General features: G+C 69.4%; 14 protein-coding genes and 2 riboswitches. Of the genes, 8 read left to right on the top strand and 6 right to left on the bottom strand.

Features of this window, described 5'->3' with window-relative positions; translation table 11 throughout:
- Positions 1-7: 7 nt before the first annotated feature.
- From ACWD3E_RS36675 to gcvT, 6 genes are all read right to left on the bottom strand, one after another.
- A complete protein-coding gene (locus tag ACWD3E_RS36675) occupies positions 8-400 on the bottom strand; it encodes a type II toxin-antitoxin system VapC family toxin (RefSeq protein ID WP_451391837.1) in 393 nt (130 codons plus the stop codon).
- Positions 397-675: a hypothetical protein gene (locus ACWD3E_RS36670; RefSeq protein WP_451391836.1), complete on the bottom strand. Its 279-nt coding sequence runs from the start codon at positions 673-675 to the stop codon at positions 397-399. Before ACWD3E_RS36670 ends, ACWD3E_RS36675 begins: the two co-directional genes overlap by 4 nt.
- 189 nt (positions 676-864) lie before the next feature.
- Positions 865-2232: an L-serine ammonia-lyase gene (locus tag ACWD3E_RS36665; RefSeq protein WP_451391835.1), complete on the bottom strand. Its 1368-nt coding sequence runs from the start codon at positions 2230-2232 to the stop codon at positions 865-867.
- Between the two features lie 120 nt (positions 2233-2352).
- A complete protein-coding gene (gene glyA / locus ACWD3E_RS36660) occupies positions 2353-3618 on the bottom strand; it encodes a serine hydroxymethyltransferase (protein WP_451391834.1) in 1266 nt (421 codons plus the stop codon).
- A gap of 14 nt (positions 3619-3632) precedes the next feature.
- Positions 3633-4010, bottom strand: a complete 378-nt coding sequence (gene gcvH, locus ACWD3E_RS36655) for a glycine cleavage system protein GcvH (RefSeq protein ID WP_451391833.1) — start codon at positions 4008-4010, stop codon at positions 3633-3635.
- Between the two features lie 151 nt (positions 4011-4161).
- On the bottom strand, positions 4162-5280 hold the full coding sequence (gene gcvT, locus ACWD3E_RS36650) for a glycine cleavage system aminomethyltransferase GcvT (RefSeq protein WP_451391832.1): 1119 nt from the start codon (positions 5278-5280) through the stop codon (positions 4162-4164).
- 38 nt (positions 5281-5318) lie between these two features.
- A riboswitch (glycine riboswitch) is annotated at positions 5319-5431 on the bottom strand.
- A riboswitch (glycine riboswitch) is annotated at positions 5432-5531 on the bottom strand.
- Positions 5532-5721: 190 nt separating this feature from the next.
- Here gcvT and ACWD3E_RS36645 point away from each other — a divergent pair.
- The 8 genes from ACWD3E_RS36645 to ACWD3E_RS36610 all read left to right on the top strand — a co-directional run bounded on the left by ACWD3E_RS36645 (position 5722) and on the right by ACWD3E_RS36610 (position 14869).
- Positions 5722-6414, top strand: coding sequence for an AAA family ATPase (locus tag ACWD3E_RS36645; protein WP_451391831.1), 693 nt, complete (start codon positions 5722-5724; stop codon positions 6412-6414).
- Between the two features lie 65 nt (positions 6415-6479).
- On the top strand, positions 6480-7277 hold the full coding sequence (locus ACWD3E_RS36640; protein ID WP_451391830.1) for an enhanced serine sensitivity protein SseB: 798 nt from the start codon (positions 6480-6482) through the stop codon (positions 7275-7277).
- A 98-nt stretch (positions 7278-7375) separates the two neighbouring features.
- On the top strand, positions 7376-8167 hold the full coding sequence (locus ACWD3E_RS36635) for an enhanced serine sensitivity protein SseB C-terminal domain-containing protein (protein WP_451391829.1): 792 nt from the start codon (positions 7376-7378) through the stop codon (positions 8165-8167).
- A gap of 321 nt (positions 8168-8488) precedes the next feature.
- The gene (locus ACWD3E_RS36630) at positions 8489-9487 is read left to right on the top strand and encodes an ABC transporter permease (RefSeq protein ID WP_451391828.1); all 999 of its coding nucleotides are present in this window, start codon (positions 8489-8491) and stop codon (positions 9485-9487) included.
- Between the two features lie 53 nt (positions 9488-9540).
- Positions 9541-11298 carry an ABC transporter substrate-binding protein gene (locus tag ACWD3E_RS36625; RefSeq protein ID WP_451391851.1) on the top strand — a complete coding sequence of 586 codons (1758 nt, stop codon included), beginning with the start codon at positions 9541-9543 and terminating at the stop codon, positions 11296-11298.
- Between the two features lie 72 nt (positions 11299-11370).
- The gene (locus tag ACWD3E_RS36620; RefSeq protein WP_451354755.1) at positions 11371-12378 is read left to right on the top strand and encodes an ABC transporter permease; all 1008 of its coding nucleotides are present in this window, start codon (positions 11371-11373) and stop codon (positions 12376-12378) included.
- Positions 12375-13466, top strand: coding sequence for an ABC transporter ATP-binding protein (locus ACWD3E_RS36615; RefSeq protein ID WP_451391827.1), 1092 nt, complete (start codon positions 12375-12377; stop codon positions 13464-13466). The genes ACWD3E_RS36620 and ACWD3E_RS36615 overlap by 4 nt, the downstream gene beginning before the upstream one ends.
- Positions 13463-14869 (top strand): ABC transporter ATP-binding protein, encoded by a 1407-nt coding sequence (locus tag ACWD3E_RS36610; RefSeq protein ID WP_451391826.1) that lies wholly within the window; start codon positions 13463-13465, stop codon positions 14867-14869. Before ACWD3E_RS36615 ends, ACWD3E_RS36610 begins: the two co-directional genes overlap by 4 nt.
- Positions 14870-14938: the final 69 nt, after the last annotated feature.

Genomic DNA, 14938 nt, shown 5'->3' with positions numbered 1-14938 from the left:
CACTGGCTCAAATCTTGATTACCCGGGTGCCGGTGCTGCACAGCATGCGGAGGTCTTCGGGGTCCGAGGTCAGGACGGTCACGGGGGCGGGTGAGGCGAGTGCGGTGGCGGCCACGATGGCGTCAAGGGCGTACTTGTGGCCGTGCAGCCCGGCTGCGGCGAGGAGTTTGCTGGCATGGCGGGCGATGGCCTCGGTGGGCGGGATGATGTTCACGCGGGAGACGGCGTGATCAAAGCGGGCCTGATTGGTCCTGGGATCGCGAGCTTCGACGAGGGTGACGGAGCTGGTGACGACGCGGATGTCCTCGGCCTCGGCCGCGGCCAGCCATTCGGTGAGTTCGGGTGTGCGCCGTACGAGTTTGGACAAGCCCTCGCAGTCCAGGACGAGGGTGCCGCTCACGCGGCGTCCCCCGAGCCGGCCGTGTCGCCACGCAGGAGTGACCGCTTGGCGTCGACCGCTGCCTGGTCCACCGGGCCGTGCTCGGTCTCCGCGTCTTCGATGAGTTCACGCAGCCGGTCGCGCTCCAGTTGGCGCTGGATGAGGGCTTCGACGTAGGCGGACATGCCGCGCTTGCCGGTGCGCGCCTTGAGGGCGGCGATGGTGCCTTCGTGGAGGGAGACGGAGACTGGGCGGACGGGACCTTCGCCGGGGATGGGGTCGGAAGAGGTGGCCATGAGACCATTTTAACAAAACTCTTGTTATTCAGGAGTGGAGGGCTCTGCTCTCGCTGCTGTGCGGGCGTCGGCGATGGAATCCGCGCCGGGCAAAAAGCGTCTGGACTCTCCAGGGACTTCGCGCCCCATAAGCAGGGAAGGCCCTGACAGTACGGAAAGTTGCGAACGCGCTGGTCAGGGCCTGTTCCGTCAGCACTCGATGATGTTCACCGCGAGGCCGCCGCGGGCCGTCTCCTTGTACTTCACGGACATGTCCGCGCCGGTGTCCTTCATGGTCTTGATGACCTTGTCCAGGGAGACCTTGTGGGAGCCGTCGCCGCGCATGGCCATCTTGGCCGCCGTGACCGCCTTCACCGCGGCCATGCCGTTGCGCTCGATGCAGGGGATCTGGACGAGGCCGCCGACGGGGTCGCAGGTGAGGCCCAGGTTGTGTTCCATGCCGATCTCGGCCGCGTTCTCGACCTGCTCGGGGGAGCCGCCGAGGACCTCGGCGAGGGCGCCCGCCGCCATGGAGCAGGCGGAGCCGACCTCGCCCTGGCAGCCGACCTCGGCGCCGGAGATCGAGGCGTTCTCCTTGAAGAGCATGCCGATCGCGCCCGCCGCGAGGAGGAAGCGGACCACGCCGTCCTCGTCGGCGCCGGGGACGAAGTTGATGTAGTAGTGCAGGACCGCCGGGATGATGCCGGCCGCGCCGTTCGTGGGGGCCGTGACCACCCGGCCGCCCGCCGCGTTCTCCTCGTTCACGGCCATCGCGTAGAGCGTGATCCACTCCATCGCGTGCGCCAGCGGGTCGCCCTCGGCGCGCAGCTGGCGGGCCGAGACCGCGGCGCGGCGGCGCACCTTCAGGCCGCCCGGCAGGATGCCCTCGCGGGACATGCCGCGCGAGACGCAGGCCCGCATCACCTGCCAGATGTCCAGCAGGCCCTCGCGGATCTCCTCCTCGGTGCGCCAGGCCCGCTCGTTCTCCAGCATCAGGGAGGAGATCGACAGGCCCGTCTCCTTCGTCAGGCGGAGCAGCTCGTCGCCGGTGCGGAAGGGGTACTTCAGGACCGTGTCGTCCAGCTTGATGCGGTCCTCGCCGACCGCGTCCTCGTCCACGACGAAGCCGCCGCCGACCGAGTAGTACGTCTTCGACAGCAGCTCCCCGCCCGAGGCGTCGTACGCCCAGATCGTCATGCCGTTCGCGTGGTACGGCAGCGCCTTGCGGCGGTGCAGTATCAGGTCGTCGTCGAAGGAGAACGGGATCTCGTGCTCGCCGAGCACCTTCAGGCGGCCCGCCGCCTTGATCGCCTCCACCCGCTCGTCCGCCGTCTCCACGTCCACCGTGCGCGGCGAGGCGCCCTCCAGGCCGAGCAGCACCGCCTTCGGGGTGCCGTGGCCGTGACCGGTCGCGCCGAGCGAGCCGTACAGCTCGCAGCGCAGGGACGCGACCGAGCCGAGCAGGTCCTCGTTGCGCAGCCGGCGGGCGAACATCCCGGCCGCGCGCATCGGGCCGACCGTGTGGGAGCTGGACGGGCCGATGCCGATCGAGAACAGGTCGAAGACCGAGATGGCCACGGGGACTCCTCAATACGGGGGTGGTGCAGGGGGCGCAGGGTCGCTGCGAGAGGGAGCGCGGGGCACCGCGCAACCGGACACGTGTTCTTCCAGTGTGCGCGGTGTCCCGCAAAAGGTGTCTTACTTGTTCAGAACCGGGTACAGCGGGTGCTTGTCGGCGAGCGCCTTCACGCGCGCCTTCAGGCTCTCCGCGTCGTACGACGGCTTGAGCGCCTCGGCGATCACGTCCGCGACCTCGGCGAAGTCCTCGGCCGTGAAGCCGCGGGTCGCGAGGGCGGGCGTACCGATCCGCAGGCCCGAGGTGACCATCGGGGGACGCGGGTCGTTCGGGACGGCGTTGCGGTTGACCGTGATGCCGACCTCGTGGAGGCGGTCCTCGGCCTGCTGGCCGTCCAGCTCGGACTCGCGCAGGTCGACCAGGATCAGGTGCACGTCCGTGCCGCCGGAGAGGACGTTCACGCCGGCCTCACGGGCGTCCGCCGCCGTCAGGCGCTCGGCGAGGATCCGCGCGCCCTCCACCGTACGGCGCTGGCGCTCCTTGAAGTCCTCTGAGGCGGCGACCTTGAAGGAGACCGCCTTGGCCGCGATCACGTGCTCCAGGGGACCGCCCTGGAAGCCCGGGAAGACGGACGAGTTCAGCTTCTTCGCGAAGTCCTTCTTGGCGAGGATGATGCCGCCGCGCGGACCGCCGAGCGTCTTGTGCGTGGTGGAGGTCACCACGTCCGCGTGCTCGACCGGGTTCGGGTGCAGACCCGCCGCGACCAGGCCCGCGAAGTGCGCCATGTCGACCCACAGGTAGGCCTCGACCTCGTCCGCGATCCGGCGGAACTCGGCGAAGTCCAGCTGGCGCGGGTACGCCGACCAGCCCGCGATGATCACCTTGGGGCGGTGCTCCTTGGCGAGCCGCTCGACCTCGGCCATGTCGACCAGGCCGGTCTCGACGTCCACGTGGTACGCGACCACGTTGAACTGCTTGCCGGAGAAGTTCAGACGCATGCCGTGGGTCAGGTGGCCGCCGTGCGCCAGGTCCAGGCCGAGGATGGTGTCCCCGGGCTGGGCCAGCGCGAACAGCGCCGCCTGGTTGGCGGAGGCGCCGGAGTGGGGCTGCACGTTGGCGTACTCGGCGCCGAACAGCTCCTTGATCCGGTCGATGGCGATCTGCTCGGCGACGTCGACGTGCTCGCAGCCGCCGTAGTAGCGGCGGCCCGGGTAGCCCTCCGCGTACTTGTTGGTCAGCACCGAGCCCTGCGCCTCCATCACCGCGAGCGGCGCGAAGTTCTCGGAGGCGATCATCTCCAGCGTGGACTGCTGGCGGTTCAGCTCGGCGTCGACCGCGGCGGCGATCTCCGGGTCCAGCTCGTGCAGAGGCGTGTTCAGGACAGTCATACGGCTACGACTCCTCAGCCGGCGGTGAAGGCGGTGTACTCGTCGGCGGAGAGCAGGTCGGCCGGCTCGTCCGTGATCCGCACCTTGAACAGCCAGCCGCCCTCGAAGGGGGCGGAGTTCACCAGCGACGGGTCGTCCACGACGTCCTGGTTGATCTCGGTGACCTCGCCGGTGACCGGCGCGTACAGGTCGCTGACGGACTTGGTCGACTCAAGCTCGCCGCAGGACTCGCCCGCGGTCACGGTGTCGCCGACCTCCGGGAGCTGGACGAAAACGACATCGCCGAGCGCGTTGGCCGCGTGCTCCGTGATGCCGACCGTCGACACGCCGTCCTCGGCGGCCGACAGCCACTCGTGCTCCTTGCTGTAACGCAGCTGCTGGGGGTTGCTCATGGTCTGAATTCTCCTGTACGCGGGAGTGTGCTGATGAGTGGGGGACGGCCGGAACCGTCGTTGAGCAGGCGAAATGTGCGCAGTGTCACGTCACGGGGACAGGCCGCGTGGACGGACCGCGCGGACGGACCGCGCCCAGTGTCTACTTCGTCTACTTCTGCCGCTTGTAGAAAGGCAGCGCCACGACCTCGTACGGCTCGTGGCTGCCCCGGATGTCCACGCCGACACCCTCGGTGCCCGGCGCCGCGTGCGCCGCGTCGACGTAGGCCATCGCGATCGGCTTGCCCAGGGTGGGGGAGGGGGCGCCCGAGGTGACCTCGCCGATCACCTCGCCGCCGGCGACGACGGCGTACCCGGCGCGCGGCACCCGGCGGCCCTCGGCGATCAGGCCCACCAGCACGCGCGGCGGGTTCTGCTCGGCGCGCGCGGCGGCCTCGGTGAGCGCCTCGCGGCCCACGAAGTCGCCCTCCTTCTCGAACTTGACCACACGGCCGAGCCCGGCGTCGAAGGGGGTCAGCGAGGTGGTCAGCTCGTGCCCGTACAGCGGCATGCCCGCCTCCAGGCGCAGCGTGTCCCGGCAGGACAGGCCGCACGGCACCAGGCCGACGCCCTCGCCCGCCTTGGTCAGCGCCTGCCACAGCTCCACGGCGTGCTCCGGCTTCACGAACAGCTCGAAGCCGTCCTCGCCGGTGTAGCCGGTGCGCGCGATCAGCGCGGGGACGCCGGCGACCGTGCCGGGCAGGCCCGCGTAGTACTTCAGACCGTCCAGGTCGGCGTCCGTGAGCGACTTCAGGATGCCGGGGGACTCCGGACCCTGGACCGCGATCAGGGCGTACGCGTCCCGGTCGTCGCGCACCTCGGCGTCGAAGCCCTCGGAGCGCTCGGTCAGCGCGTCCAGCACGACCTGGGCGTTGGAGGCGTTGGCCACGACCATGTACTCGGTGTCGGCGAGCCGGTAGACGATCAGGTCGTCCAGGATGCCGCCGTCGGCCTGGCAGATCATGGTGTAGCGGGCGCGGCCGACGCCGACGGAGGCGATGTTGCCGACCAGGGCGAAGTTCAGGAGGGCCGCGGCCTCGGCACCGGTCACGGTGATCTCGCCCATGTGCGAGAGGTCGAAGAGACCGGCCTTGGTCCGCACGGCCACGTGCTCGTCGCGCTCGGAGCCGTAGCGCAGGGGCATGTCCCAGCCGGCGAAGTCGGTCATCGTCGCACCGAGCGAGCGATGCAGGGCATCCAGCGCGGTGTGACGGAGTTCGGTGCTGCTCATCGGTCGGTTGTCTCCCAGGGCATGACGGGCGAGGTCGTTCCTCCCCATCTGTCATCGGAACCTGAGAGGTTCGCCGCAACCGCCACAGGGACGATCAGGGCTTGCACCTTGGGTGGAGCCACTGTCACAGCGGCCCGCTTTTCAGATGTGCCTCGCCCGCGCGGTAACGGGGCCTGAGAGATTCAAGGGAGGGACTTGCTCCTTCGGCGCCCCAGCGAGACGACTGCTGGGGACTCTCCCGCGCGGATTCAAGCGGCCGGTATGCAGTTGGCGGGCACATCATTGCACGCCCGGCCCCCGACCGTCAGGCCCCATCTGTAACCGACCTGTGGCCGTACGCGCACCGAACCGCCGGACACCGCGCATTACTTTTTCTTTACATACGAAGGGCAGGAAGACCGGGCAGGGGGATCTCCGCGCCCACAGGGGAGGACGATCACGGTGAACAGGACGTCGGCATACGCCACCACCAGCGGCATCGCGGTGCCGCGGCAGCCCTCCGCCCCGGCCCGCGAGCGCCGTGCCGCCCGCGCCGTGGGGCGCCCTGCCGAGCGCCCCGCCCCGGTCGTGCGCGACCTGCGCGAGCGCGGCGGCCACAGCCCGCGGACCCTGCGCTTCGGCCCCCGCGACCTGGTCGTGCTCACCGGCCTGCCCGGCAGCGGCAAGTCCACCCTGATGCACCGCGCGGTCCCCGGCCGCCGCGTCGACTCCCAGGACGCCCGCGCGCGCTGGGCCGCCCGCCTGCCCCGCGTCCTGCCCTACGCCCTCTACCGCCCCCTGGTCCGCCTCGCCCACTTCGCCGCCCTGCGCCACGCCCTGCGGACCGGCGAGGGAGTCGTCGTGCACGACTGCGGCACCCAGCCCTGGGTACGGGGCTGGCTGGCCCGCGCCGCCCGCCGCCGCGGCGGCACCCTGCACCTGCTCCTCCTCGACGTCACCCCGGACACGGCCCGCGCGGGCCAGCACGAGCGCGGCCGGGGTGTCTCCCGGTACGCCTTCAGCCGCCACCGCCGTACGACGGCCCGGCTGCTGCGGGCGGTGGAGCGCGGCGAACTGCCCGGCGGCTGCGACTCGGCGCTCCTGCTGGACCGGGACGCGGCGGACGCCCTGGAGCGGATCCTGTTCACAGGGTGAGGGTCTGTCACAGGCACCCGATAGCCTGTGGGCCACAGCAGTGGTTCCCAGCAGGCGGTAGGCAGATGGACTTCCCGGCGGACATTCCCGCGGACTTCCCGGCACAGGCGCACCCCCACCCCCAGCCGCACGGCGGCTGGCCCGGCAACGAGCTGGAGGAGGTGCTGTCGGCCTCCCTCGGCGTGCCCGCGGCGGCCGGCCGGATCCTCGAGGTGCTGGGCCGCAGCTTCGTCTGGGTCCCGCTGCCCAACGGCGGCGGCCCGGACACCGGCCCGCTGGACCTGCCCACGCTGGAGCTCGACGGCCAGGTCTTCGTCCCGGTGTTCAGCTCCGAGGAACAGCTCCGCCAGGCGGTCGGCGCACACATGTCGTACACCATCGCCCCGTCCGTCGAGTTCGCCCGCGGCCTGCCCCCGCAGGCGGGGATCGCCGTCAACCCCGGCGGCATGGTGGGTGTCCCGCTCCCGCCGGAGGCGGTGGCCGAACTCTGCCGCGGGGGCCGCACCCCGCTCGACGGCCCCAGCACCGGCGGCCGGGTCCGCCTTTTTGAGCCCGACTGGCAGGACGACCCGGTCGACTTCCTCTCGGCCGCCTGCGCCGAGTTCGCCGGGACGGGCGTGGTCCGCACCGCCCGCCGCTGCCTGGCCGCCATCGAGACGGGCGACCCGGTGATGTTCGTCGGCGTGGAACTCTCCCAGTGGGAGGGCGACCTGCGAACCCGCCCCCTGGAAGCCCTGGGCCGAGCCCTCGGCAAGGTCCCGGTCCAGTGGCCGGTCAACCTCGTCCTCCTGGACGTGGCGGAAGACCCGGTGGGCGACTGGCTGAAGGCGAACGTCCGCCCCTTCTACGAGCACGGCAACTGAGAAAGGGGAGCGGGGCCCGCGAACCCGAGGCCCCGAGCTCCTGGGCGCTTAAGCTGTCTCCGAACGCAGGGCACACCACAGAAGGGCCGGTACGACAGGTGAGCGCGACCCCCAGCGGGAGCTTGACGCAGGCGCTGCGCCAGGTCACCCCCGGGCGCTACGACGCCTACGAGGCACTGCTGCGCGCCCTCGCCGCCCCCTCCTCCGGCCAGATCTGGATGCTCCTGTGGCACGGCCAGGCCGGCTCCCCGGACGCCCAGTACGGCGACATGGAGGTCGGCGGCTTCCACTACGCCCCCTGCGTCACCTCCGCCCAGGAACTCTCGGCCAGCGGCTGGAACCGCTCGTACGAGGTGGTCGACGCGCTTGACGTGGCCCGCACGCTCTATCCCGACCACTACGGGCTGTGGCTCAACCCGCACGCCCAGGGCGGTGGCGTCGGCATCCCCTGGCCGGACCTGCGCCGCATCGCCACCGGTCTGGACCGCCAGCCCGCCGGCCCGCTGCGGCTGTCGGAACCCGGCATCGAGATCCCGCAGTTCTACGCGCTGCTCGCGCAGAACGCCCACCGCACCCCGGCGCTCCGCTCGCTGCGCCGCGCCTGGGTGCAGCCCGCGCTCGGGGAGCCGTACCTCGCCCTCGGTCTGGACGTGTACGACACCTCGCCTGCCGCGGTCGACTCGGTGCGCGGGATGATGCAGCAGTCCGTCGGGGCGGTCCCGGAGGGGCTGCCCGTGTCGACGGTGGCGATGACCGACGACCACGACCCGGTCGTGATGTGGATGCGGGCCAACGCCCGCCCGTTCTACGACCGTGAGGCCCACGCGGCGGCTCCGCCGCAGGCTCCGGCTGCCGGGTACGGCTACCCGCCCGCCCACAGCTCCTACTGACGGCTGCCGCTCAGACCCGCAATACGCGTAGAACGGCGGCCAATCACCGCCGAACCGTGCAAATTCGCCGTTCTGCCCCCACTGTGTCCCGACTTTGCCGTGTTCGGCGGTCGTTACCCCCTGTTCGGATAACGGAATCCCCTGCACTGCATCACGGTTGCGCATACTTTCGCCGTCAGCTCTGGCGAGTGATCGTGGCCACGCTGAAGACTCCCCACTCAAGACGCGAGGCCGAGGTCCCCGTGTCTGATGGCAAGTCGACAAAGCCGCAATCCGCGGCAGGCGCAGGCCGGTCACCACCGGCGAGAGGGGTCGCTCACCGTGACCGCACCGATCGAGACCACCGGGGCAGAAGCAGGGGCCCAGCCGGAGGCCGTGCTGGAGGGTGCCGGTAAGGGGCAGATCGAGGGTCGTTCCCTGGGCCAGATCGCCTGGACCCGGTTCAAGAAGGACAGAGTCGCCGTCGTCGGCGGCGTCATCGTGATCCTGCTGATCCTCCTCGCGATCCTCTCGCGCCCCATCCAGGCCATGTTCGGCCTCGACCCCAACGCCTTCCACCAGGACCTGATCGTGCCCGACACCTCGCTGCCCAAGGGCGGCTGGGGCGGCATGAGCATGGACCACCCGCTGGGCGTGGATCCGAAGTTCGGCCGGGACATCGCCACCCGCGTCCTGGAGGGCTCCTGGGTGTCGCTGGTGGTCGCCTTCGGCGCCACGATCCTGTCCAACGTGATCGGCGCGGTCATGGGTGTCGTCGCCGGCTACTACGGCGGCCGGGTCGACACGATCATCAGCCGGCTGATGGACATCTTCCTCGCCTTCCCGCTGCTGCTCTTCGCCATCGCCATCTCGGCGACGCTGCAGGGCGGGGCCTTCGGCCTCAACGGACTGCCGCTCCACCTGAGCGTGCTGATCTTCGTCATCGGCTTCTTCAACTGGCCCTATCTGGGCCGCATCGTGCGAGGCCAGACCCTCGCCCTCAGGGAGCGCGAGTTCGTGGACGCTTCCCGGGGCCTGGGCGCCAAGGGCCCGTACATCCTGTTCCGGGAGCTGATGCCCAACCTGGTCGGCCCGATCATCGTCTACTCGACGCTGCTCATCCCGACCAACATCCTCTTCGAGGCGTCCCTGAGCTTCCTGGGCGTGGGCATCCAGCCTCCGCAGGCCTCCTGGGGCGGCATGCTCCGGGAAGCCGTCACGTACTACCAGGTCGATCCCCAGTACATGATCGTGCCGGGCCTCGCCATCTTCATCACCGTCCTGGCGTTCAATCTGCTCGGCGACGGTCTCCGCGACGCTCTCGACCCCCGCAGCCGCTAGGCAGCTCCCGAGAGTTCATCAAGTTTCCGATCATGGAGGGGAAACAGACCATCATGCGAAGGTCAGCGCTGGCCGCCATCGCGGCCATCGGTTCCGCCAGCCTGCTGCTTGCAGGCTGCAGCAAGGCCGATGACAACAAGGACGGCAACGGCACTCCGAAGGCAGCCGGCGCCAACGCGGCGACCACCGGTGTCGTCAACGCGTCCGACAAGAAGGGTGGCACGGTCACCTACGAGATGTCGGACGTCCCGGACTCCTTCGACCCGGGCAACACGTACTACGCCTACATGTACAACTTCAGCCGGCTGTACGCCCGCCCGCTGATGACGTTCGCCCCCGGCCCCGGCGAGAAGGGCAACACCCTCGTCCCGGACCTCGCCGCGAGCAAGGGCGTCCCGAGCGACGGCGGCAAGACCTGGACGTACAAGCTGCGTACGGGCCTGAAGTACCAGGACGGCACGCCGATCACCTCGAAGGACGTCAAGTACGCCGTCGAGCGTTCCAACTTCGCGCGTGACGTGCTCTCGCTCGGCCCGAACTACTTCCAGCAGTTCATGAAGGACGGCGACAAGTACAAGGGTCCGTACAAGGACAAGAGCGCCAAGGGTCTGTCCTCGATCCAGACGCCCGACGACAACACGATCGTCTTCCACCTGAACCGCGCCTTCCAGGAGTTCGACTACCTGGTCGCCGCGCCGCAGACGGCTCCGGTGCCGCAGGCCAAGGACGACGGCGTCGACTACGTCAAGCACATCGTGTCCTCCGGCTCGTACCAGTTCCAGAGCTACGAAGAGGGCAAGCAGGCCGTCCTCGTCCGCAACAAGAACTGGGACCCGAAGACCGACCCGCTGCGCAAGCAGCTGCCGGACAAGATCGTCGTCAACCTGAAGGTCAACCCGGAGACGATCGACAAGGACCTCCAGTCCGGCGACGCCACCGTCGACCTCGCGGGCTCCGGCGTCCAGGCCTCCACCCAGGCCCAGCTGATCAACTCGGCCGACGGCAAGGCCGCGACCGACAACACCTACGGTGGCCGCCTGGTCTACATGGCGATCAACACCAAGGTGAAGCCGTTCGACAACGTGGCCTGCCGCAAGGCGGTCCAGTTCGCGATCGACAAGGTCTCCGTGCAGACGGCCGAGGGCGGCCCGATCCGCGGTGAGCTCGCCTCCACCGTCCTGCCGCCGGACATCACCGGCTACCAGAAGGCGGACGCCTACGCGACCACCGGCAGCAAGGGCGACGTCGCCAAGGCCAAGGACCAGCTGAAGGCCTGCGGCAAGTCCTCGATCTCCACCAACATCTCGGCGCGTTCCGACCGCCCGCAGGAGATCGACGCCGCCACGGCGATCATCAACTCGCTGAAGAAGGTCGGCATCAACGCCACCCTGAAGCAGTACCCGTCGGGTAAGTACTTCACCGACTACGCGGGTGTGCCGAAGTTCACCGTGAAGCAGAACATCGGCCTGGAGATGATGCAGTGGGGTGCCGACTGGCCCTCCGGCTACGGCTTCCTGCAGCAGATCCTGAACGGCAAGGCGATCAGCCAGTCCGGTAACACCAACCTGTCGCAGTACGACAACAAGAAGGTCAACGACCTGCTCGGTACGGCGATCGCCTCCGAGGACGTCGCCAAGCGCAACGAGCTGTACGCGCAGATCGACAAGCAGACGATGGACGACGCCGTCCTCGTCCCGCTGACCTACTTCAAGGTCCTGCTGTACCGCTCGCCGTACGCCACCAACGTGGTCTCCACGGCCGCCTTCAGCGGTGAGTACGACTACCTCAACCTCGGCACCACGAAGAAGTAGCAGCCCCGGAAGGCAGGTGAAGGCATTGGTGCCCGCGGGCTTCGCGGCCCGCGGGCACCAGCGCCGGCTCCCGTGATCTCGTACATTCTCCGCCGGACGTTCGCAGCAGTGATCCTGCTGCTGGTCGTCACCGCGGTCACCTTCGCCATCTTCTTCCTGCTGCCGCGACTCGCCGGCCAGACGGCGGACCAGCTGGCGCAGCAGTACATCGGCAAGAGCCCCTCGAAGGCGGACATCGCCGCGGTCAAGCACAACCTCGGTCTCGACCAGCCCGTTTACACGCAGTACTGGCACTTCGTGAAGGGGATCGTGGCCGGCGCCGACTACAACGTCGGTCCCTCCAAGGTGCACTGCGACGCACCCTGCTTCGGCTACTCCTTCAAGACCCATGAAGCGGTCTGGCCGCAGCTCACCTCCCGCCTTCCGGTGACCCTCTCGCTGGCCCTCGGTGCTGCCGTCCTGTGGCTGCTCTCGGGTGTCGTCGTCGGTGTCATCTCCGCGCTGAAGCCGCGCTCGGTCTTCGACCGCACCTTCATGGGCGTCGCGCTCGCCGGTGTCTCGCTGCCCATGTTCTTCACGGGCAACCTGGCGATCCTGCTCTTCACCTACAAGTGGCCGATCTTCGGCCGCACGTACGTCCCGTTCACCGAGAACCCGGCGCAGTGGGCCAACACCCTCTTCCCGGCGTGGTGTTCGCTCGCCCTGCTCTACTCCGCCATCTACGCGCGGCTCACCCGCTCGGGCATGCTGGAGACGATGAGCGAGGACTTCATCCGCACCGCCCGCGCGAAGGGCCTGCGGGAGCGCACCGTCGTCACCCGGCACGGTCTGCGGGCGGCACTGACCCCGATCATCACGGTCTTCGGCATGGACCTCGGCCTGCTGCTCGGCGGTGCCGTGATCACCGAGTCCGTGTTCTCGTTCCACGGTGTCGGCCAGTTCGCGGTGCAGGCCATCGACGACAACGACCTGCCCCCCATCCTCGGCGTGACCCTGCTCGCCGCCCTCTTCGTCGTGATCGCAAATCTTGTGGTGGACGTGCTTTACGCCGCCGCCGACCCGCGGGTGAGGCTCTCGTGACCGAACTCTCCAAGACCGGTGCCGCAGTGGGGGAGCCCACTGCCGGCAAGGCGTCCGAAGCCTTCCTGGAGGTCCGCGACCTCAAGGTGCACTTCCCGACCGACGACGGTCTGGTGAAGTCCGTCGACGGGCTCAGCTTCTCGGTGGAGAAGGGCAAGACCCTCGCCATCGTGGGCGAGTCCGGCTCCGGCAAGTCGGTGACCTCGCTCGCCATCATGGGCCTGCACCGCCTCGGCGCCCGCGGCAAGAACGTGCAGATGTCCGGTGAGATCTGGCTGGCCGGCCAGGAACTGGTCGGCGCGAGCCCGGACGAGGTGCGCAAGCTCCGCGGCCGGGAGATGTCCATGATCTTCCAGGACCCGCTGTCCGCGATGCACCCGTACTACAAGATCGGCGACCAGATCGTCGAGGCGTACCGGGTCCACCACAACGTGAGCAAGAAGGTGGCCCGCACCCGGGCCATCGAGATGCTCGACCGGGTCGGCATCCCCGAGCCGGCCAAGCGCGTCGACGGCTACCCGCACGAGTTCTCCGGCGGTATGCGCCAGCGCGCCATGATCGCCATGGCACTGGTCAACAACCCCGAGCTGCTCATCGCGGACGAGCCGACCACGGCCCTCGACGTGACCGTCCAGGCGCAGATCCTCGACCTGATCCGCGACCTGCAGAAGGAGTTCGGCTCCGCGGTCGTCATGATCACCCACGACCTGGGCGTGGTCGCCGAGATCGCCGACGACGTCCTGGTGATGTACGGCGGACGGTGCGTGGAGCGCGGCTCCGCCGCCGAGGTCTTCGAGAAGCCGCAGCATCCGTACACCTGGGGCCTGCTCGGCTCCATGCCCCGCATCGACCGTGAGACCTCCGAACGGCTCATCCCGGTCAAGGGCCAGCCGCCGAGCCTCATCAACGTCCCCTCGGGCTGCGCCTTCCACCCGCGCTGCCCGTACGCGGACATTCCCAAGGGGAACGTCACCCGCACGGTGCGGCCCGAGCTGGAGATCGTGAGCACCGGGCACTGGTCCGCCTGCCACCTCCCGGCCGAGGACCGTGAGCGGATCTGGACCGAAGAGATTGCGCCGAAGCTGTGAGTGAGACGACGAACAACCAGGTCGCCGATGGCGAGGTGCTGCTCAAGGTCGAGAACCTGACCAAGCACTTCCCGATCAAGAAGGGCATCCTCCAGCGCCAGGTGGGCGCCGTGAAGGCGGTCGACGGCATCGACTTCGAGGTGCGCAAGGGCGAGACCCTGGGCGTCGTCGGCGAGTCGGGCTGCGGCAAGTCGACCATGGGCCGGGTCATCACCCGTCTCCAGGACCCGACCGGTGGCAAGATCACCTTCGAGGGTCAGGACATCACGCGGCTCAGCACCGGGAAGATGCGCCCGCTGCGCCGCGACATCCAGATGATCTTCCAGGACCCGTACGGCTCCCTGAACCCCCGGCACACCATCGGCTCCATCGTCTCCGCGCCCTTCCGGCTGCAGGGCGTGGAGCCCGAGGGCGGGGTGAAGAAGGAGGTCCAGCGCCTCCTGGAGCTGGTCGGCCTGAGCCCCGAGCACTACAACCGGTACCCGCACGAGTTCTCCGGCGGTCAGCGCCAGCGCATCGGCATCGCCCGCGCGCTCGCCCTGAAGCCGAAGCTGGTGGTCGCCGACGAGCCGGTGTCCGCGCTGGACGTGTCGATCCAGGCGCAGGTCGTGAACCTCATGGACGACCTCCAGCAGGAACTCGGCCTGACGTACGTGATCATCGCGCACGACCTCTCCGTCGTCCGGCACGTCTCGGACCGGATCGCGGTCATGTACCTCGGCAAGATCGTCGAAATCGCCGACCGCACCTCGCTGTACGAGGCGCCGATGCACCCGTACACCAAGGCGCTGATGTCGGCGGTGCCGGTGCCGGACCCGAAGCGCCGGGGCGCGAAGAGCGAGCGCATCCTGCTCCGCGGCGACGTCCCCTCGCCGATCGCCCCGCCGTCGGGCTGCCGCTTCCACACCCGGTGCTGGAAGGCGACGCAGATCTGCAAGACGACCGAGCCGCAGCTCCTGGAGCTGAGGACCGGCCAGCGGGTCGCCTGCCACCACCCGGAGAACTTCGCCGACCAGGCCCCGCAGGACACGGTCCTGCTGTCGGCGGCGAAGGAGGCGTCGGAACTCGTCCCGGACGCGGTCCTGGAGGAGAAGCCGGCGACGGAGGCGGAGGAAGCTCCGGCCGCCGACGCCGCTCCGGCGGCCGAGGCCCCGGCGGAGGAGGCGGCCACCGAGGAGGAAGCCCCGGCGGAGGTTGCTCCGGCCGAGGCCGCCGCCACCGAGGAAGCCGCTGAGGAAGCCGCCGAGGAGGAGGCTCCGGCCGAGGAGCCCGCCGCGGAGGAAGCCGCCACCGAGGAGGCTGCCGAGGAGGAGGCGTCGGAGTCCACGGAATCGGACGAACCGGCCAAGTCGGCCGCGTCGACCAAGTCGGCCGAGAAGTCGGGCGAGTCGAACGACAAATAGCTCACCGAAGCTCACACGCGTCAGGGGCCTGGCTTTGTAAGGTTCACGGCCCCTGACGGGTGAGAATGG

It is taken from the genome of Streptomyces sp. NPDC002676, assembly GCF_053592455.1.
Note: the sequence above shows the minus strand (reverse complement) of the source record. Positions and strands in the feature narration are given on the sequence as shown.

Coding starts and splice junctions, on each gene's coding strand:
- ACWD3E_RS36670 (WP_451391836.1), bottom strand. CDS start 675: ATGGCCACCTCTTCCGACCCCATCCCCGGCGAAGGTCCCGTCCGCCCA.
- glyA (WP_451391834.1), bottom strand. CDS start 3,618: ATGACTGTCCTGAACACGCCTCTGCACGAGCTGGACCCGGAGATCGCC.
- gcvH (WP_451391833.1), bottom strand. CDS start 4,010: ATGAGCAACCCCCAGCAGCTGCGTTACAGCAAGGAGCACGAGTGGCTG.
- gcvT (WP_451391832.1), bottom strand. CDS start 5,280: ATGAGCAGCACCGAACTCCGTCACACCGCGCTGGATGCCCTGCATCGC.
- ACWD3E_RS36640 (WP_451391830.1), top strand. CDS start 6,480: ATGGACTTCCCGGCGGACATTCCCGCGGACTTCCCGGCACAGGCGCAC.
- ACWD3E_RS36625 (WP_451391851.1), top strand. CDS start 9,541: ATGCGAAGGTCAGCGCTGGCCGCCATCGCGGCCATCGGTTCCGCCAGC.